The organism is Rhizobium sp. AN80A (assembly GCF_030053015.1).
In the GTDB taxonomy this organism is placed as follows: Bacteria; Pseudomonadota; Alphaproteobacteria; order Rhizobiales; family Rhizobiaceae; genus Rhizobium; species Rhizobium metallidurans.
Genome location: NZ_JASJPX010000003.1, coordinates 1587309 through 1606491 on the forward strand (window position 1 = coordinate 1587309; position 19183 = coordinate 1606491).

10 protein-coding genes and 3 pseudogenes are annotated in these 19183 nt (G+C 64.7%); 2 read left to right on the forward strand and 11 right to left on the reverse strand.

The genetic code is table 11. The features are described from left to right. Nucleotides 1-151: 151 nt before the first annotated feature. On the forward strand, nt 152-2800 hold the full coding sequence (gene pepN, locus P3R82_RS19450; protein ID WP_283194957.1) for an aminopeptidase N: 2649 nt from the start codon (nt 152-154) through the stop codon (nt 2798-2800). Nucleotides 2801-2980: 180 nt separating this feature from the next. Beyond that, nucleotides 2981-5306: pseudogene (locus tag P3R82_RS19455) on the forward strand (ATP-binding protein). Here P3R82_RS19455 and P3R82_RS19460 read toward each other — a convergent pair. The 11 genes and pseudogenes from P3R82_RS19460 to P3R82_RS19510 form a co-directional block, all read right to left on the reverse strand. Further along, on the reverse strand, nt 5303-8257 hold the full coding sequence (locus P3R82_RS19460; protein ID WP_283194958.1) for a bifunctional [glutamine synthetase] adenylyltransferase/[glutamine synthetase]-adenylyl-L-tyrosine phosphorylase: 2955 nt from the start codon (nt 8255-8257) through the stop codon (nt 5303-5305). The pseudogene P3R82_RS19455 and the gene P3R82_RS19460 sit on opposite strands and share 4 nt — an antisense overlap. 125 nt (nt 8258-8382) lie before the next feature. Beyond that, nucleotides 8383-9781 (reverse strand): annotated as a pseudogene (locus tag P3R82_RS19465) (ATP-binding protein). After that, a complete protein-coding gene (locus tag P3R82_RS19470; RefSeq protein WP_283196380.1) occupies nt 9778-10455 on the reverse strand; it encodes a response regulator transcription factor in 678 nt (225 codons plus the stop codon). Before P3R82_RS19470 ends, P3R82_RS19465 begins: the two are co-directional and overlap by 4 nt. A gap of 138 nt (nt 10456-10593) precedes the next feature. After that, nucleotides 10594-12163 (reverse strand): annotated as a pseudogene (locus tag P3R82_RS19475) (Do family serine endopeptidase). 159 nt (nt 12164-12322) lie between these two features. Further along, nucleotides 12323-12778 (reverse strand): cytochrome c-type biogenesis protein, encoded by a 456-nt coding sequence (locus tag P3R82_RS19480; RefSeq protein WP_283194959.1) that lies wholly within the window; start codon nt 12776-12778, stop codon nt 12323-12325. Continuing rightward, nucleotides 12775-14763: a heme lyase CcmF/NrfE family subunit gene (locus P3R82_RS19485; protein WP_283194960.1), complete on the reverse strand. Its 1989-nt coding sequence runs from the start codon at nt 14761-14763 to the stop codon at nt 12775-12777. The genes P3R82_RS19480 and P3R82_RS19485 overlap by 4 nt, the downstream gene beginning before the upstream one ends. Then, nucleotides 14760-15212 (reverse strand): cytochrome c maturation protein CcmE, encoded by a 453-nt coding sequence (ccmE, locus tag P3R82_RS19490; protein WP_183899447.1) that lies wholly within the window; start codon nt 15210-15212, stop codon nt 14760-14762. The genes P3R82_RS19485 and ccmE overlap by 4 nt, the downstream gene beginning before the upstream one ends. After that, nucleotides 15209-16435 carry a c-type cytochrome biogenesis protein CcmI gene (gene ccmI, locus P3R82_RS19495; protein ID WP_283196381.1) on the reverse strand — a complete coding sequence of 409 codons (1227 nt, stop codon included), beginning with the start codon at nt 16433-16435 and terminating at the stop codon, nt 15209-15211. Before ccmI ends, ccmE begins: the two co-directional genes overlap by 4 nt. Nucleotides 16436-16546: 111 nt before the next feature. Continuing rightward, nucleotides 16547-16975, reverse strand: coding sequence for a hypothetical protein (locus P3R82_RS19500; RefSeq protein WP_283194961.1), 429 nt, complete (start codon nt 16973-16975; stop codon nt 16547-16549). Nucleotides 16976-17083: 108 nt separating this feature from the next. Further along, the gene (locus P3R82_RS19505; RefSeq protein ID WP_283194962.1) at nt 17084-18487 is read right to left on the reverse strand and encodes a HAMP domain-containing sensor histidine kinase; all 1404 of its coding nucleotides are present in this window, start codon (nt 18485-18487) and stop codon (nt 17084-17086) included. Further along, nucleotides 18477-19148, reverse strand: coding sequence for a response regulator transcription factor (locus tag P3R82_RS19510; protein ID WP_183899444.1), 672 nt, complete (start codon nt 19146-19148; stop codon nt 18477-18479). The genes P3R82_RS19505 and P3R82_RS19510 overlap by 11 nt, the downstream gene beginning before the upstream one ends. Nucleotides 19149-19183 lie beyond the last annotated feature (35 nt).

Below are 19183 nucleotides of genomic sequence, written 5' to 3' on the forward strand. Positions count from 1 at the left end.
CAATATCCCCGTTCTCGCGGCAACCAAACACGCATGCGCGACCTTCGGCTTTAGCTTTAGTTCAGACTTTAGTGTAATTATACCAATTAAATTTTAAGGCAGAGCGCCCACTCTGTTTGCGAAGCATTGTCTAAAGGTCTCAGGGAATATCATGCGCACAGATACCGGCCAGGTCATCAATCTGGCAGATTACCGTCCCACCGATTTCGTACTCGAGCGCGTGGATCTGACGTTTGAACTTGACCCGACCGCAACCAAGGTAGATGCCCGCCTTATCTTCCACCGCCGCAAGGGCGCCGATCCCAAGGCGCCGCTCGTTCTGGACGGTGACGAACTCGCTTTGTCCGGCCTGCTCTTCGACCAGACCGAAATGAAGGCCAGCCAATATACGGCGACACCAGACAGCCTGACGATCCGCAACCTGCCGAAATCCAAGCCGTTCGAACTGACGATCACCACGATCATCAATCCGGAGGCCAACACCAAGCTGATGGGCCTTTATCGCACCAACGGCGTCTACTGCACCCAGTGCGAGGCCGAGGGCTTCCGCCGCATCACCTATTTCCCCGATCGTCCCGATGTGCTCGCGCCCTACACGATCACCATCATCGGCGACAAGGCCGCCAACCCGGTCATGCTGTCCAACGGCAACTTCCTCGGCGGCGCCGGCTATGACGAGGGCCGGGCCTTCGCCGCCTGGTTCGATCCGCATCCGAAGCCGAGCTATCTCTTCGCGCTGGTCGCCGGCGATCTCGGTGTCGTCGAAGACACGTTCGTCACCACGTCGGAACGCGAGGTCACGCTGAAGATATACGTCGAGCACGGCAAGGAAGCGCGCGCGGCCTACGCCATGGATGCGCTGAAGCGCTCGATGAAGTGGGACGAGGAGCGGTTCGGCCGCGAATACGATCTCGACATCTTCATGATCGTCGCCGTGTCCGACTTCAACATGGGCGCCATGGAGAACAAGGGTCTCAACGTCTTCAATGACAAATACGTGCTGGCCGATCCGGAGACCGCGACCGATCAGGACTACGCCAACATCGAAGCGATCATCGCCCACGAATACTTCCACAACTGGACCGGCAACCGCATCACCTGCCGCGACTGGTTCCAGCTCTGCCTCAAGGAAGGCCTGACAGTCTATCGCGACCACGAATTCTCGGCCGACATGCGCTCGCGCCCGGTCAAGCGCATCGCCGAGGTGCGCCACCTGAAATCCGAGCAGTTCCCCGAGGATGGCGGCCCGCTGGCGCATCCGGTGCGCCCGACCACCTATCGCGAAATCAACAACTTCTACACGACGACGGTCTACGAGAAGGGCAGCGAAGTCACGCGCATGATCGCGACGCTGCTCGGCAAGGACCTGTTCAAGAAGGGCATGGATCTCTATTTCGACCGGCATGATGGCCAGGCCGTGACGATCGAGGATTTCGTCAAGTCCTTCGAGGATGTGAGCGGACGCGACCTGACGCAGTTCTCGCTCTGGTATCACCAGGCAGGCACACCGCTCGTCACCGCCTCAGGCGCCTATGACGCCGCCGCCAAGAGCTTCACGCTCGCGCTCGAGCAGATGGTTCCTGCGACGCCCGGCCAGACCGACAAGAAGCCGATGCACATTCCGCTCAGCATCGCGCTCTTCGCCGAAGACGGCACGCCGCTCGAACCGTCCTCGGTCGATGGCGCCGAGTATGGCGACAACGTGCTGCATCTGACGGAGCGCAGCCAGAAAGCCACCTTCAAGGGCATCGGCTCGCGGCCGATCGTCTCTATCAACCGCAGCTTCTCGGCCCCGATCAACCTGCATTTCGATCAGTCGCCCGCGGATCTGGCGCTGCTTGCCCGCTTCGAGACCGATCACTTCGCGCGCTGGCAGGCGCTGACGGACCTCGCATTGCCGACGCTGCTTGCAGCCGCCCGCGATGCGCGTGACGGCAAGCCGGTCGTCGCTTCCAAGGACTTCGTCGAGGCGCTGCTTGCGGCAGCGGCGGACGAAACGCTGGAGCCGGCCTTCCGCGCCCAGGCGCTGGCGCTTCCGAGCGGATCCGACATCGCCCGCGAACTCGGCGGCAACAACGACCCCGACGCCATCCACGCCGGCCGCTCCGCCGTGCTTCAGCAGGTCGCCGACGCAGGCAAGAGCGTCTTCGCGGCACTCTACGACAGCATGACCACGCCCGGCGATTTCAGCCCGGACGCCAGGAGCGCTGGCCGCCGTGCGCTCCGCAACAGCGCGCTCACCTATCTGTCCTACGCCGAGAACGTGCCTGATCGGGCAAAGGCGGCCTTCGATGCCGCCAACAACATGACCGACCTCATGCAGGCGCTGACGATCCTCGCGCACCGCTTCCCCGACAGCAGCGAGGCAGCCGCGGCGCTGTCCACGTTCCATGACCGCTTTGCCGGAAACGCGCTCGTCATCGACAAATGGTTCTCGGTGCAGGCGACCATTCCGGGTGCGAAGGCGCTCGAGCGGGTGCTGAAGCTGATGGACAATCCGCAGTTCAAGCGCAGCAATCCCAACCGGGTGCGCGCGCTGGTCGGCACATTCGCCTTCGGCAACCCCACCGGCTTCGGACGCGCGGATGGAGAGGGCTACCGCTTCCTCGCTCGCGAGATCCTCGATATCGACACACGCAACCCGCAGTTGGCGGCGCGCATCCTCACCTCCATGCGCTCCTGGCGCTCGCTCGAGCCCGCGCGCGCCGAACATGCACGCAAGGCACTGACCGCGATCGCCGAAGCGCCGGCACTGTCGACCGATGTTCGCGACATCGTCGAGCGCACCCTCAAGGGGTGATTTGCAACGCGAGGCGGCCGAGCCGGTCGAAGCCGCCTCCGATGAACCTTGGAAAAATCAGCACTTAGAATCGGTTAACAGATTTTTACCTTTTCCTCTGGACAAGGCGAATCACCAGTGATTCATTGAGTCAGGTTCGGGCGAGCGGCGCAGCGAATCACGAGGGATCAAGGCTGAAAAATGATGAACGTGCGGCGGGCAACCGTGGCCGAGGGACGGCTGCGTGTCGATTTCGAAAGCTTCCGCGCCTGGCGTGAGAGCTTCACCGGCAAGGCTACCGTCACCTCGCGCCCCTCCTCCTCTTCCCGAAGCTACACGCATGCCGAGTCCGTGTTGAAACGCGCCATCCCCATCCTGATCGTCGCATTCCTGGCTGTCGTCGCGGCCTCGTATTTCTTCGGAATGCTCTCCGAGCACGACCGCATGCAGGCCGCGGCCCGTCACTCCACGACGCTCGCCGCCGCGACGGCCGCCGCCGCCTTCGCGGATTCGGCCGCCATCTTCGACAGCGGCGACGCGGCCGAGGGCCAGGCGCGCCTTGCCCGCTTCCTGCCGCAGGACCGCCTCGGCGACGACGCCTTCGTTCTTCTTGTGCAGTCGAGCGGCAAGGTCTTCGCGGCTTCCGCCGCCGGCGCTGCCTATGTCGGCGCCGGGATCGGCGACTTCTTCTCCGAAGTGTCCGCGATCCGCCGCTTCGGCGACCGGGCGGGCGTCATCGAGACGACCATCGCCGGCCAGCCGCATTACGCGCAGATTACGCTCATCGGCGACAGCGGCGGCTATGTGGTCGCGGCAACGTCGCTCGATCGCGTCAGCAAGCTGTGGCGCGAGGAGCTGACGCTCAACGTCACCCTGTTCGCCGGCATTTCCTCGATCCTGCTGGTCATTCTCTACGCCTACTACATGCAGGTTCGGCGCGCCCGCCATGCCGACGAGATCTTCGTCGAGATCCAACCTGCGCGTCGAAACGGCGCTGTCGCGCGGCCGCTGCGGCCTGTGGGATTTCGATTTCGATCGTCGCGAATTCTTCTGGTCGCGCTCGATGTACCAGATGCTCGGCCTTCCGGGTGGCGACGGCAACATGTGCTTCGGCGACGCGGCCCGGCTGATGCACCCCGACGACAGCGGTATCTACGAGATCGCCCGTTCGGTCGCCCGGGGCGACGCGGAGCAGATCGACCAGATCTTCCGCATGCGCCATGCCGCCGGCCATTACGTCTGGATGCGCGCTCGCGCGCAGGTCATCCGCACCAATGCCGGCAATGTCCACATGATCGGCATCGCCATGGACGTGACCGAACAGCACCGTCTCGCGCAGCGCTACGCGGAAGCCGACCAGCGGCTGGCGGACGCGATCGAAAGCACCTCCGAAGCCTTCGTGCTGTGGGACAAGAACGACCGGCTGGTCATGTGCAACACCCACTTCCAGCAGGCCTATGGCCTTCCCGACAACGTGCTGGTGCCCGGCACGGAGCGCGCCGCTGTCAACGCCGCCGCCGCCCGCCCCGTCATCGAGCGCCGGATCGCCGACGCCCATGGCAGCGGCTACTCGCGCACCAGCGAAGTGCAGCTCGCCGACGAGCGCTGGCTGCAGATCAACGAGCGGCGCACCCGCGACGGCGGCATGGTTTCCGTCGGCACCGACATCACGCTTCTGAAGCGCAACCAGGAGCGCCTGCGCGATTCCGAGCGCCGCCTGATGGCGACGATCGGCGACCTCTCCTCCTCCCGCCAGTCGCTGGAAAGCCAGAAGTCGGCGCTGTCTTTGGCAAACGCCAACTACCTTGCGGAGAAGGAACGGGCGGAGGCCGCCAACAAGGCGAAATCCGAGTTCCTCGCCAACATGTCTCACGAACTGCGCACGCCGCTCAACGCCATCCTCGGCTTCTCCGAGATCCTGCAGGACGAGATGTTCGGTCCGCTCGGCTCGGCCAAGTACGACGAGTATGCCCGCGACATCCACCACAGCGGCCGGCACCTGCTCAACGTCATCAACGACATTCTCGACATGTCGAAAATCGAAGCGGGCCACATGAAGCTTCAGTGCGAGACGATCGACCTCGCGCCGCTGATCGAGGAAAGCCTTCGCTTCACCGCGATCCCGGCACGCGAAAAGCGGATCGAGATCCAGCAGCGCATCTGCGATGGCATGACGCTGACGGCCGATCGCCGGGCGGTGAAGCAGATCCTGCTCAACCTGCTGTCCAACGCCGTGAAGTTCACCGACGAAGGCGGCCGGATCGCGGTGCGCACGCGGCGCACCTCGGGCGGCGTGATGCTGACGATCGCCGATACCGGCATCGGCATCCCGACCACCGCGCTCAGCAAGATCGGCCAGCCCTTCGAACAGGTCCAGAACCAGTACGCCAAGAGCAAGGGCGGCTCCGGACTTGGCCTCGCCATCTCCCGCTCGCTGACGACGCTGCACGGCGGGCGCATGAAGATACGTTCGCGCGAGGCGATCGGCACGGTGATTTCGCTGCTGATCCCCGACAGCGCCGCTTAATTTTTGACGACCGACTGGAAGACCTTCCGCACCGTCCTTGACAGCTGCTTCATCTCTCCCTCGAGCGTCTTGATGTCGGGGCAATCCCCGGCCCGGCAGACGAGATCGATGAGACCCGCCGGAGCGTCCTTGGGGTCGAATGGGCCATCGATGCAGAGGCGGATGAGCTGCGAGAGCTCGGTGTAGAGCGCGAAGGCCTTGATGCAGCTATCGAGATCGGCCGCCGCCATCAACGGCGCGCCCAGTTCTCTCAGCGCTTCGCCGGTGCTGACCCCATTGACCTTGACCGCGACATCCTTCGCCGGCGCGATCAGCGCCAGATATTGCGCGATGAACTCGATATCCACGACACCGCCGGGGACGAGCTTCAGGTCCCACATGTTGGCCGGCGGCTTTTCCTGTTCGATGAGCGCGCGCATCTCGGCCACATCCTTCGCCACCTTCTTCACGTCCCGCCGCATCGACAGCACTTCCACGATCACGCGCTCGACGTCATCGATCAGGCTGGCATCGCCGCAGATCAGCCGCGCACGGCTGAGCGCCATATGCTCCCAGGTCCAGGCCTCCTCGCGTTGGTATTTCGCGAACGAGCCGACGCGGGTGGCGACCGGTCCCTTGTTGCCCGAGGGGCGCAGGCGCATGTCGACCTCGTAGAGCACGCCCTCGGCCGTCGGCGCCGACAGGGCGGCGATCAGCCGCTGGGTGATGCGGGTGAAGTAGCGAACCGCGTCCAGCGGCTTGGCGCCATCGGATTCCTCGGCCGCATCGTCGTAGTCGTAAAGCAGGATGAGGTCGATGTCGGAGCCCGCCGTCAGTTCGAAGCTCCCGAGCTTACCCATTCCGGCGACGGCGACGCGGCCGCCGGGGAACTTGCCGTGCGCCGCCTCGATTTCCGAGAGCACCGCATTCAGCGCCGCCTCGACGATGAGATCGGCCAGGTGCGTGAAGGCGCGGCCGGCCATCGCGCCGTTGATCGAGCCCGTCAGCAGGCGAATGCCGATCAGGAAGCGCTGCTCGGCGGCGAAGATGCGCAGTCGGTCCAGCACCTCCTCGTAGTAGCGCGCCTGCTGCAGCGAGCCCTTGAGCCGTCCCGCCAGATAGTCCCGCGTCGGAAGCTCGGCCATCAGGCCGGGATCGAGCATGCCGTCGAAGACGTGCGGCCTGGCGGCGATGACTTCGGCGAGCTTCGGCGCCGCCGACATGATGTAGACGATCAGCGACAGCAGCGCCGGATTGCTGCCGAGCAGCGAGAAGAGCTGGATGCCCGCGGGCAGCCCCGAGATGAAGCTGTCGAACCGCAGGATCGCCTCGTCGGCGCGCTTGCTTTCGCCGAAGACGCGCAACAGTTCCGGCGTCAGTTCCGTCAGCCGTTCGCGCGCCTCGACGGACTGCGTCGCCTTGTAGCGCCCGTAGTGCCAGGTGCGGATGACGCGCGAGATGTCGGAGGGCCGTTCGAAGCCGAGCTTGCGCAGGGTGACCAGCGTGTCGGGATCATCGTTCTGGCCGGTAAAGACGAGGTTGCCCGTCTCCGTCGACAGCCTGGTCTCCTGCTCGAACAGCCGGGCATAACGGCGCTCGACGGTCTTGAAGACCTCGACAAGGCGCTCGGAGAAACTCGGCGTGTCGCTGAAACCCATCATATAGGCGATGCGCTTCAATTCACCCTCGGTCTCGGGCAGCAGGTGGGTCTGCTCGTCGCGGACCATCTGGATGCGATGCTCGACGTCGCGCAGGAACCAGTAGGCTTCCGTCAGCTCCTCGCGGGTCTCCTCGTCGATCCACTTGGCCTTGGTGAGCTCGTGAAGCGTTTCCTCGGTGGCGCGCGAGCGCAGCGCCGGCATGCGTCCGCCGGCGATCAGCTGCTGCGTCTGGGCGAAGAACTCGATCTCGCGGATACCGCCGCGACCGAGCTTGACGTTGTGCCCCTTGACGGTGATCGCCCCATGGCCCTTGTGCGCGTGGATCTGCCGCTTGATCGAGTGGATGTCCGAGATCGCCGCGTAGTCGAGATACTTGCGGAAGACGAAGGGGGTGAGATCGCGCAGGAAGCGGTCGCCGGCCGCGATATCGCCCGCAATCGGGCGGGCCTTGATGAAGGCGGCGCGCTCCCAGTTCTGCCCCCTGCCCTCGTAATAGACCATGGCGGCATCGATCGACACCGCAAGCGGCGTCGCGCCGGGGTCCGGGCGCAGCCTTAGATCGGTCCTGAAGACGTATCCGTCGCCCGTCCGCTCCTGCATGATGCGGACGAGCCGCCGCATCAGCCGCGGGAAGATATCGATCGCATCGTCGGGATCGGACAGGATACCGGCATGCTCGTCGAAGAAAACCACGAGATCGATGTCGGACGAATAGTTGAGCTCGCAGGCGCCGAGCTTGCCCATGCCGAGCACGACAAGGCCCGATCCCTCGCTCGGGCGCGCCACGTTTTTCAGCTGCAGCTTTCGGGCCTCGTGCGAGGAGAGCAGCAGGTGATCGATCGCGGCAGAGACCGTAGCCTCGGCAAGCCTGCTCAGCCACGCCGTCGTGATGCGGCCATCGAAGACGCGGGCAAGATCGGCGAGCGCCAGCAGAAACGCCACCCGGCGCTTGACCGTACGCAGGCGACCCATGACCTCGCTCTCGCTCGGAGACGCGCCGTCGCGCGGCATCCAGGCGTCACGCGCCTCGAGGATCAGCGCCTCCAGGCGCGGCTCCAGCGGCTCGCTTATCGCAATCGTGAGGATGCCGGGATCGATGTTGGGGATGTCGCGCAGATAGGGCGAGAGTGTCAGCACCGCCGGGATGAAATCGCGGAGCGCGCCGTCGCTCTTCAGCATATCGGCCACGGCGGGTTCGTCGGCGCCGATCTTGTGCAGATCGTCAAGAACGAGCTTCAATTCGGTCTTGCTCAACGGCTTCAACAGGCCGTCGATCCCCTCGCTCAGGCTGTGCGTCGAATTCGTCAGCATGCGCCCTCCCTGGCATCAGGTGGCGAAAGTCGAAGCAGAATCAAAGCTGCCTGCGCCACCTGAGGCTAAGTTAGGGTCTGCGACGCAAATGGCCAACAGGCAAATCGGCGCGTCGCCGGCAACGCCTACTTCACGGGAAAGACGAGCGTGACGGCGAGGCCTCTATTGGCCGTCGCGTCCGGCTCGGTGTCGGACAGTTCCAGCTTGCCGCCATGCAGTTCCATCACCGCTTCGACAAGCGACAGACCCAGGCCGGTGCCGGGCTTGGAGCGGCTCTCGTCAAGCCGCACGAAGCGCTTCAGCACGTCCTCGCGCTTGTCGGCCGGGATGCCGGGGCCATGATCGGCGACCTGCAGGCAGATGGCATCGGGACGGCGCGTTAGCCGCAGCGAGACCTCGCCGTCCGCGCCCGCGGAATATTTCACGGCGTTGTCGATCAGGTTGAAGATCGCCTGGCCGATCAGTTCGCGGTTGCCCTGCACCTCGATGCCGGGTTCGATATCAGTGGTCATGGCAAGGCCCGCCTCGTCGGCCACCGGCTCGTAGAGTTCGGCGCTGTCGGCGACGATGGCCGAGAGATCGATCGTCGTCATCTCGGCGGCGACGGAGCCTGCCTCGACGCGCGAGATCATCAGCAGCGCGTTGAAGGTGCGGATCAGCTGGTCGGATTCCGAAATGATCCCTTCCAGCGCCACGCGGCGGGTATCGGCGTCGGGTGTATCGATCGCGTCGGCCGCCTTGTTGCGCAGTCGCGTCAGCGGCGTCTTCAGGTCGTGGGCGATGTTGTCGGAGACCTGGCGCAGTCCCTCGTTCAACTTCTCGATACGGCCGAGCATCGCATTCAGCGACACGGAGAGACGATCGAATTCGTCGCCGGAGCCGCCGACCGGCAGGCGTTGCGAGAGATCGCCGGCCATGATCTTTTTGCTCGCCGCCGACATGCGATCGATGCGCTTCAGCGCGTTGCGGCCGATGCCGAACCAGATGATGACCGCGCCGAGGCCCATGATCGCCAGCGCGACCATCAGTGCCTGCCTGACGAGCACGCGGAACGCCTCCGGCTCGCCGAGGTCGCGGCCGATCAGGATGCGCAGGCCATTGTCGAGCACGTTGATGTTGGCGACGGCCATGTGCGGCTTGCTCTGGCCGGCCTCCGCGTATCGCTGGTAGCGAAACGGCACGCTGGTCCAGCCCTGCTCGTCGAGTACGCCCGGCTGGACGGAGGCGACGTTGCCGGCAAGGATATCGCCCGAGGGGCCGGCGATGATGTAGAGGTTGGCGCCCGGCTGACGGGCTCGGCGCTCCATGGTTCTCAGGAGCAGGTTCATGCCGCCGTTGTCATAGGCGCGCTGAACCTGATCGACCTCCTGCTGCACGGCCTCGCGAGATCTGGTTGGTCATCAGCCGCTCGGACATCGCCGTCACGTAGAAGACGAGCGTCGCGGCGCAGATGGCGAAGAGCAGGATGTAGAGAGCCGAAAGGCGGACTGCCGTGGACTTGAAGAGAACCAGGAAGCGGTTCATCCGTCATCCTTGATCATGTAGCCGGCGCCGCGAATGGTTTTCAGCAGCGGCATGCTGAAATCCTTCTCGATCTTGGAACGCAGCCGCGACACATGCACGTCGATGACGTTGGTCTGCGGGTCGAAGTGATAATCCCAGACGTTTTCGAGCAGCATGGTGCGTGTGACCACCTGGCCGGCGTTCTTCATCAGATATTCGAGCAGGCGGAATTCGCGTGGCTGCAGCGGAATGTCCTTGCCGCCGCGGCGCACTTCATGGGCGAGCCGATCGAGCTCGAGATCGCCGACGCGGTAGACGACGTCCTGATCGGGCGTTCCCTTGCGACGGCCGAGCACCTCGACGCGCGCCAGAAGTTCGCTGAAGGCATAGGGCTTCGGGAGATAGTCGTCGCCGCCGGCGCGCAGGCCGGTCACGCGGTCGTCGACCTGGCCAAGGGCGGAGAGAATGAGAACGGGGGTGTGGATGCCCTTGCGGCGCAGCTCGGCGATGACGGAAAGGCCATCGCGGCGCGGCAGCATGCGGTCGATGACAAGCACGTCGTAGGTGTTTTCGGTCCCCATGAAGAGGCCGCTTTCGCCGTCGCTTGCGTGGTCGGCGACGATACCCGCCTCACGAAAGGCTTTCGTGAGATAGGCCGCCGCTTCCAGATCGTCTTCGATGATGAGAATCTTCATGCGGCCGACATTACCCGCCGGCTGTGTTTCGGCAAGGCTCAAAGCGTGATCGTCTTGCTGGAAGGTCATTGTCGTCACCCGCGGTGGTTTGACAGGAGGAGCCGCGCGCTGGCGCGGCTCCTCATTCAGTCTGATCGCTTAGCCCTGGTTTTCCACCGGAAGGGCCACGAAGCGGCTGCCTTCCTTGGACTGGATCTGGAACAGCGCGCGGGTGCGGCCTTCCTTCTTCGCCTGGTTCAGCACCTTGACCACATCGTCGGCCGAAGAGACTTCCTGGTTGTTGACCGAGGTGATCTTCTCGCCTTCCTTGATGCCCTTGTCGGCGGCGTCGGAGTTCGGGTCGATGCCGGTGATCTGCAGGCCCTTGCCGTCGTCGGCGGGGCCGACCGACAGGCCGAGATCGGCGAGCGCCTTCTCGGATGCCGGGGTCTGTGCTTCCGGCGCCTGATCGCCGTCGTCTGTCGAGGCCTGCTGCTGTTCGGCCGGCAGCGTACCGAGTTCAACCGTCACCGGCTGCACCTTGCCCGAGCGCCATACAGAGAGCTCGACCTTCTTGCCAGGGGTCATCGCGCCGATGCGGCGGCTGAGGTCACGGGCGTCCTTGACGGTCTCGCCATTGACAGCGGTGACGACATCGCCAGCCTTGAGGCCGGCCTTTTCACCCGGCGTTCCGGCCTGCGCCGAAACGACCAGCGCGCCGCTTGCCTCGGACAGGCCGAGCAGAATCGGCGATATCCTTGTTGACCGGCTGGATCTGCACGCCGAGATAACCGCGCGAGACCTGGCCGTTCTTCATCAGGTCGGCGACGACGTCCTTGGCGGTCGAGGCGGGGATGGCGAAGGCGATGCCGACGCTGCCGCCCGACGGCGAGAAGATGGCGGTGTTGATGCCGACCACCTCGCCGCTGAGGTTGAAGGTCGGGCCGCCGGAGTTGCCACGGTTCACCGCGGCATCGACCTGGAGATAGTCGTCATAAGGACCGGAGCCGATATCGCGGCCGCGGGCCGAAACGATACCCGCCGTCACCGTACCGCCGAGGCCGAACGGGTTGCCGACGGCCACGACCCAGTCGCCGACGCGGACGTTGTTGTCGTCGGCCCAGTTGACGTAGGTGAACTTCTTGCCCTTGCCGTCGACCTTCAGGACCGCGAGATCGGTGCGCGGGTCCTTGCCGATCAGCTTCGCCTCGAGTTCGGTACCGTCCTTCATGACGGCGACGAAGGCCGCGCCATCTGCGACGACGTGATTGTTGGTGACGATGTAGCCGTCTTCCGAGATGAAGAAGCCGGAGCCCTGGGCGACGGGACGCAGGCGACCCTTTTCGTCATGCTGGCCCGGGCCGCCTGGACGCGCGCCGGGAGGTCCACGACGACCCTGTTCCTCGCCGAACTGGCGGAAGAACGGCTTCAACGCATCGGGCACGTCATCGAAGTTGCGGCCGCCGAAATCGAAGGAGAAGCCATTGCCTTCTTCCTCGGAGACCGGCTTGATGCGGCTTTCGACGCGAACCGACACGACGGCCGGAGAAACGGCGTCGACGACATTGGCAAAGCTCGGAACGGACGGCGCCTCGACCTTGACCGCCTCGGCGTAGGACGGCGTGAGTTGGAGAGGAATGCCGGTCGCCAGAACGGCGGCGGCGAGGCCCGCGACGGTGGAGGCCTTGAGCACGGTCGACAACGACGGAGCTTTGATAGTCTTCAGCATGAGACGCACCTTTTTATATTCAGATCCACGGGACCGACGATTATCGGATCGGTCAATGGATGAAGATATAGAACGGCACACCTTACTGCGAACTGTCCGAGGCATGAAAAATTCGTAATGTCCGTCCCTTTCGCGCGAATGGCGGACAAACGGACGGCGCTACTTCTTCAACAACTCGTCCAGACGGGCCTGCTCGTCCGTCGTCAGCGGCGATCCCGTCGGCTGCCCGGCATAGCGCCGGGCGAAAACGACGAGCGACAGAGCGCCCAGCAACGCCAGAAGGATCGGCGCGCCCCACAGCAGAACCGTCTTCGTCCCGAAGCGCGGCTTGAGCAGAACGAACTCTCCGTAACGCGACACGATGTAGTTCATCACCTGTTGGTCGCTGTCGCCATCGGTCAATCGCTTCCTGACCAGCAGCCGGAGATCTTTCGCCAGTTCCGCGTTGGAATCGTCGATCGACTGGTTCTGGCACACCATGCAGCGCAGTTCGGCCGATATGGCGCGCGCTCGGCTCTCGAGCGCGGGATCGGCCAGCATCTCGTCCGGATTGACCGCGAAGGCGGGAAACGACAAGCCCAGCAGCATGACGGCCAGAAGCAGGCGACGTATCATTCGGCCGGCTCCATGGCGGGTTGCACCGGCCTTGCCTTGCGGCGCGGGGCGCCGACGCGCAGACGCCGATCGCTGAGCGAGACGAAGCCACCGATCGCCATCAAGATCGTGCCGCCCCAGATGAACAGGATGAAGGGCTTCCACCATATGCGCACGACCATGCTGCCGTCGTCGGCGGCATCGCCCAGCGAAACGTAGAGCTGGCTCGCGCCGAAGGTGAGGATGCCGGCTTCCGTCGTCGGCATCTGGCCAGCGGTGTAGATACGCTTGGAAGACCAGAAATCGCCCACCTCGTCCACACCCCTGGACACGGTGAAATGGCCCCGCTCTTCGGTGAAGTTCGGGCCGTTGGCCTTCTTCATGCCGTCGAAGCGCAGCCTGTATCCGCCGGCGTCCGTCACCTGGCCCGGCTTCATCTGAATGACACCTTCCGTCTGGAACGTCGTCACCGCCACGATGCCGAGTACGGTAACGCCGAGCCCGCCATGCGCGAGCGCCGTGCCGAAGGCCGAGCGCGGCAGTCCCTTGAGGCGTCGCCAGGCAATATCCAGCCGCTGCTTGCCGATGCCGGCACGGTACCAGAGGTCGGCGATGGCGCCGAAGACCATGAACAGGCCGGCGGCTAGGCCGAGGACCGACAGGATCGGCCCGCCGTGCTGGATATAGAAGAAGACGAGCGCGACGACGAAGGCGAGGATCGCGACCATGTAGAGCCGCTGCAGGGCGCCGAGCATATCCCCGCGCTTCCAGGCGAGAAGCGGGCCGAACGGCACGATGACGAGCAATGGCGCCATCAGGAGGCCGAAGGTCATGTTGAAGAAGGGCGGGCCGACGGAAATCTTGTCGCCGGTCAGCGTTTCCAGCACCAGCGGATAGAGCGTCCCGGTCAGCACGGTGCCGCAGGCGACCGTCAGGATCAGGTTGTTGACGACAAGCGCGCCTTCTCGGGAAATCGGCGCGAAGAGGCCGCCGGCGGTCAGCCTCGGCGCCCTGAAGGCGAAGAGTGACAGCGAACCGCCGATGAACAGCAGCAGGATGCAGAGAATGAAGAGGCCGCGCGAGGGGGCGCTGGCGAAGGCGTGAACCGACGTCAGCACGCCAGAGCGCACGAGGAAGGTTCCCATCAGCGACAGCGAGAAGGTCAGGATCGCAAGCAGCACGGTCCAGATCTTCAGCGCCTCGCGTTTTTCCATGACGAGCGCGGAGTGCAGCAGCGCCGTGCCCACGAGCCAGGGCATGAAGGAGGCGTTCTCGACCGGATCCCAGAACCACCAGCCGCCCCAGCCGAGCTCGTAATAGGCCCAGTAGGAGCCCATGGCGATGCCGAGTGTCAGGAAGGTCCAGGCGGCCAGCGTCCAGGGACGGACCCAGCGGGCCCAGGCGGCGTCGATGCGGCCCTCGATCAGGGCCGCGACGGCAAACGAGAAGCAGACGGAGAAGCCGACATAGCCGAGATAGAGCAGCGGCGGATGGATGGCGAGACCGATATCCTGCAGGATCGGGTTCAAGTCCTTGCCCTCGGCCGGTGCCGGATCGAGGCGCTCGAAGGGATTGGAGGTCAGCAGGATGAAGAGCGCGAAGGCCACGCAGATCCAGGCCTGCACCGAGAGCACATTGGCCCTCAGCGTCTCGGGCAGATTGCGGCCGAAGAGGGCGACGAGCGCGCTGAACAGGGCAAGGATCAGCAGCCAGAGGAGCATCGACCCTTCGTGATTGCCCCAGACGCCGGAGTATTTGTAGATCAGCGGCATCAGCGAATGCGAATTTTCCCAGACGTTCTTGACCGAGAAGTCCGACGAGACATGCGCGTAGGTGAGCGTGGCGAAGGAGAAGGCCACCAGCAGGAAGGTGACCAGCGAACCGACCGGCCCGACATCCATCATCGCCTGATCCATGCGCCTGGCGCCGACCAGCGGGACGATCGAAACGACGATCGCGGTGGCGAGCGCCAGAATGAGAGCGTATTGGCCGATTTCGATAATCATTTCCGCGCCTCGTCCTCTTTCCAGAGCCCCTGCTGCTTCAGCCTGTCGGCGACGTCCTTGGGCATGTATTTCTCGTCATGCTTGGCAAGCACGGTATCGGCGGTGAAGACGTCGCTGCCGCTTTCGAAGGTGCCCTCGGTCACCACGCCCTGCCCCTCGCGAAAGAGATCGGGAAGAATGCCGGTGAACCGCACGGGGACCAGATCGCCCGAGGCATCGGTCACCGCGAAACGCACCGTGGAACCCGCCCCTCTGATGACGCTGCCCTCGCCGACCAGGCCGCCGAGGCGGATACGGGTTCCGGGCGGCACCGGGTTGCTCGCCAGATCCGCTGGCATGTAGAAATAGGCGACGGAATTGCTGAAGGCGAACATGACCAGCAGCACGGCCGCGACGATGAAGCTCATGCCGCCGCCGATCACCGCAAGGCGTTTCTGCTTGCGCGTCATTGCACCGTTCCTTGTGTCGCCGTGGCGTCCGCCGGCAGACCGAGCTCGCGGGCGAGCGCGACCAGCTGCTTGCCCTTCTCGCCGTCGGCGGGGAAAGCAGCAAGCCCGCGCTGCAGCGCCGCCGCCGCGCGGTCCTTGTCGTTCAATACCATATAGGAGCGAACCAGCCGCAGCCATCCATCGAGATTGTCGGGGTTCTCGGTCAGCTTCGCGTCGAGACTGTCGACCATGCCGCGGATCATCTGCTGGCGATCGCCGCTGTTCATCTGGTCAGCCGCCGCGACATCGGCCTGCGTCGGTCCGCCGAGCGGGGCCGGCGCGGCGGAAGCGCTGCCGGCGGCCGGCGTGCCGCCGTTTTCGCCCGCCGCCGTCTCGGCGCCACCCTTCTGGGCGCCACCGTTTTGGGCGCCACCGTTCTTGGCGATATGCTCGTTGACCAGCGGCATCCATGGCGCATCGGCCGGAGATTGGCTGGCGATCGCCTCGAAGCCGGCGCGGGCCTCGTCGGCCTTGCCCGCCTGCTCGAGGCCAAGCGCGATGTAGAAGCGGGCGCGCGGGTTTTCCGGTTCCAGCGCCAGCGATCGCGTCAGCGCGTCGCGGGCATCGTTGGTCACCACACCGCTCGATGCCGCCATCAGCGTTTCGGCGAGCCCGTCAAGCCGGACCGGCGTTTCGCCGAGCAGCCGGATGGCGTTGCGGTAGGCTGTCTCGGCATCGGCGATACGCATGGTGTTGAAGTAGATCGGCGCCAGGATATCCCAGCCCTTGCCGTCATCCGGGTTCTGGGCCAGATGCCGCTCGGCCTTGGCGACGAGAATCGCCATGTCGTTGCCCGGATTCTCCAGGCGCGCCTGGAGGGGCTGCGAGGGCAGATCGGGCCTGCCCATCATGATGTAAAGACAGAGCCCCGTCAGCGGCAGCATTACGATGACGAAGAGCTCGGCGGCGCGTCGATATCCGCGTGTCTGCCTGGGAGCGGCCGCAACTCCGGCGCTCGATACGGCAATCAGCCGGCGGCCGATCTCGGCGCGGGCGTATTCGGCCTCCTCGGCTGAAATCAGGCCGACGGCGCGGTCACGGTCGAGCTCGGCAAGCTGGTCGCGGTAGACCGCGCTCTCGCCGGCACGGCTATCCTCCCCCGCCTTCGAGCCCCGCATGAGCGGAAAAAGCAGAATAGCGGCGACCGATGCCGTCATTACGGCCAGGAGAATCCAGAAGATCATCATCGCCAATTACTCGAAGCGCGTGATCATTCCAATATGCAAAGCCGCGATGACGATGATTTGAAGCAATTTGCCGCATCTTACCGGGCGGGCGAGACGTCAGGCGTTCGTTCAGCCCAGTGGCGACCAGCTGCCATCGCCGTTGCGGCAGGCCGAACCGCGCGCCAGGGTGTCCTTGCCGTCGATGGTGAGCGTGTGGGTGTACTGGCGGCAATTCTGCGAGCCGACCTGATAGGGCGCAGAGGCGACGACCTTGCCGCTGACGTTGCGGCCGCTCCACGCGACCGCCTGACCGGCGGCGGCCCCTTCGAGCGCGCGATATTCGGCTTCCAGCGCCCGCTGCCGGTCGCTGTTGCTCAAGGTCACGCCGGTTCGCCCGACGATGCCGCCCTGCAGGGCTTCGATGATGGAGGCGGAGGCCGAGGTCTTGTGTCCGCCGAAAAGGCTGAACGACGGGCTGCTCTTCGTCGTCTGGCAACCGGACAACGTCACGCATGCCACGAGAGAAAGACCAATTATGCCTTTTGAGCGAAGTATCATCCAGCTGAACCCGAACAAGGTGTCAAACGCGCCACAGATGCAGGCCCACCCGCCTCAGGCCAAGGTAAAGCATGCTATGCAAGTGCCTTTCTGGCATCAAGCCGCCCGTCACGCAACATCCTTTGTCACACCGGGAAGAATAAGGCGCGCTTTCAGCCCGCCCCACTCGCCGCGCGACAGTTCCAGACGCCCCTGATATTCGTTGGCGATCTCGGTGACGATCGACAGGCCAAGGCCGGTGCCGGGCTTGCTCTCGTCGAGCCGGCGTCCGCGTTTCAGCGCCTCGCGGATCTGGTCGGGCTCCAGACCCGGACCATCATCCTCGACGATCGCCTCGACCCAATGGCGGCGGGCGCTGCCCTCCCCGCCCTTGACGTCATCGGGCGCTTCGGCGACCGAAAGCCTGACCTTGTGCACGGCGAAGCGCGAGGCATTCTCCAGCAGGTTGCCGACGACCTCTTCCAGATCCTGCTGCTCCAGCGCCACGGCCAGATGCGGCGGATTGACGACGAGGTCGAATTCCTTGTCGACGTTGAGGCGGCGCATGACGCGCACCAGCCGTTCCAGCGCCGGCTCGGCGTCGGTGCGGGCGAGAACGGATCTGCGCTGGGCGGCGATGCGGGCGCGGTTGAGATAGGATTGCACCTGGCCCTGCATCGATTCCGCCTGGCTCTTCACCAGCTCGCCATGCGAGCGCTCCAGCACGCGCGCCTCGTTGAGCAGAACCGCGATCGGCGTCTTCAGCGAATGCGCGAGATTGCCGACCTGCATGCGGGCGCGCTCGACGATGCGGCGGTTGCTGTCGATCAGCGCGTTGACCTCGTTGGCGAGCGGCAGGATTTCGCGCGGGAACTCGCCCTTCAGCTGCTCGCTTTCGCCGGCGCGGATGCGCTCCAGCGCGGCGCGCGCCTTGTCGAGCGGCTTCAGGCCATAGAGAATGGCGAGCGCGTTGACGATCAGACTGCCGACGCCGAAGCCGGCGAGCGCGAGATAGAGACTGTGGGAGAAATTGCGGACGTCGTCCTCGACGACCCCGACATTGCCGGTGACGCGAAAGCGCGCCGCGCGTCCGTCGGTGTCGAGCACCACTTCCGTCTCGGCCACCTGGATGCGGTTTTCGGAGGTGTCCGTCACCTGGTAGTAGCGCTCGTAATTCTTGTCGAACGGCGCTTCCAGTACGGAGGGAACGGGGATGGTGGTGACGCCGAGCGAAGGCGAAACCAGCGGCGGGGCGGTGTAGGTCCCGAGCGGCTCGACCATCCAGTACCAGCCGGTCTTGGGCTGGGCGAAGCGCAGGTCGCCGAGTTGCGGGCTCCCCGACAGCGCGCCCTGATCGCCGATCGCCACAGAGTTGATGACGTTGTAAAGCTGGGCGCGCAGGAGATCCTGAAAGCCGCGCTCGGCGCTCTTGCGATAGAGCGTCGAGATCAACAGGCCGATCACGACAAGCGCCACGGTCGACCAGATCGTGGTCAGAAGCAGGACGCGTGCGGTGAGAGACTTAATTCGCATTGGTCGGCGCTTGGATGCGGTAGCCGAGACCGCGCACCGTTTCGATCAGATCGACGCCCATCTTCTTGCGCAAGCGGCCCACGAAGACTTCGATCGTGTTGCTGTCGCGGTCGAAATCCTGGTCGTACATGTGTTCGACCAGCTCGGTGCGCGACACCACCTCGCCCATGTGGTGCATGAGATAGGCGAGCAGCCGGTACTCGTGCGAGGTCAGCTTCAGCGCCACGCCGTTGACCACGGCCTTGGAGGTCTTGGTGTCCAGGCGGACGGGGCCGCAGACGATCTCGGAGGACGAATGGCCGGCGGCGCGACGGATGAGCGCGCGGATGCGGGCCAGCACCTCCTCGACGTGGAACGGCTTCGTCACATAGTCGTCGGCGCCCGCGTCGATGCCGGCGACCTTGTCGCTCCAGCGGTCGCGGGCCGTCAGGATCAGCACCGGCATGCCGCGACCGGCGCCGCGCCACTTCTCCAGAACGCTGACGCCATCAAGTTCGGGAAGGCCGATATCGAGGATGATCGCGTCATAGGGTTCGGTATCGCCGAGGAAGTGTCCCTCCTCGCCGTCGAACGCCTGATCGACGACGTAGCCGGCCTCCTTGAGCGTATCGCTCAGCTGACGGTTCAGATTGACGTCGTCTTCGACTACCAGGATGCGCATCGGTCCGCTTTGCTCCGCTTAATGTCTTCGATGTC

Excerpts from the sequence above, each read along its gene's own strand:
- pepN (WP_283194957.1), top strand. The coding sequence starts at position 152 with ATGCGCACAGATACCGGCCAGGTCATCAATCTGGCAGATTACCGTCCC.
- P3R82_RS19460 (WP_283194958.1), bottom strand. The coding sequence starts at position 8,257 with ATGCTGACGAATTCGACGCACAGCCTGAGCGAGGGGATCGACGGCCTG.
- P3R82_RS19470 (WP_283196380.1), bottom strand. The coding sequence starts at position 10,455 with ATGAAGATTCTCATCATCGAAGACGATCTGGAAGCGGCGGCCTATCTC.
- P3R82_RS19480 (WP_283194959.1), bottom strand. The coding sequence starts at position 12,778 with ATGATACGTCGCCTGCTTCTGGCCGTCATGCTGCTGGGCTTGTCGTTT.
- P3R82_RS19485 (WP_283194960.1), bottom strand. The coding sequence starts at position 14,763 with ATGATTATCGAAATCGGCCAATACGCTCTCATTCTGGCGCTCGCCACC.
- ccmE (WP_183899447.1), bottom strand. The coding sequence starts at position 15,212 with ATGACGCGCAAGCAGAAACGCCTTGCGGTGATCGGCGGCGGCATGAGC.
- ccmI (WP_283196381.1), bottom strand. The coding sequence starts at position 16,435 with ATGATCTTCTGGATTCTCCTGGCCGTAATGACGGCATCGGTCGCCGCT.
- P3R82_RS19500 (WP_283194961.1), bottom strand. The coding sequence starts at position 16,975 with ATGATACTTCGCTCAAAAGGCATAATTGGTCTTTCTCTCGTGGCATGC.
- P3R82_RS19505 (WP_283194962.1), bottom strand. The coding sequence starts at position 18,487 with ATGCGAATTAAGTCTCTCACCGCACGCGTCCTGCTTCTGACCACGATC.
- P3R82_RS19510 (WP_183899444.1), bottom strand. The coding sequence starts at position 19,148 with ATGCGCATCCTGGTAGTCGAAGACGACGTCAATCTGAACCGTCAGCTG.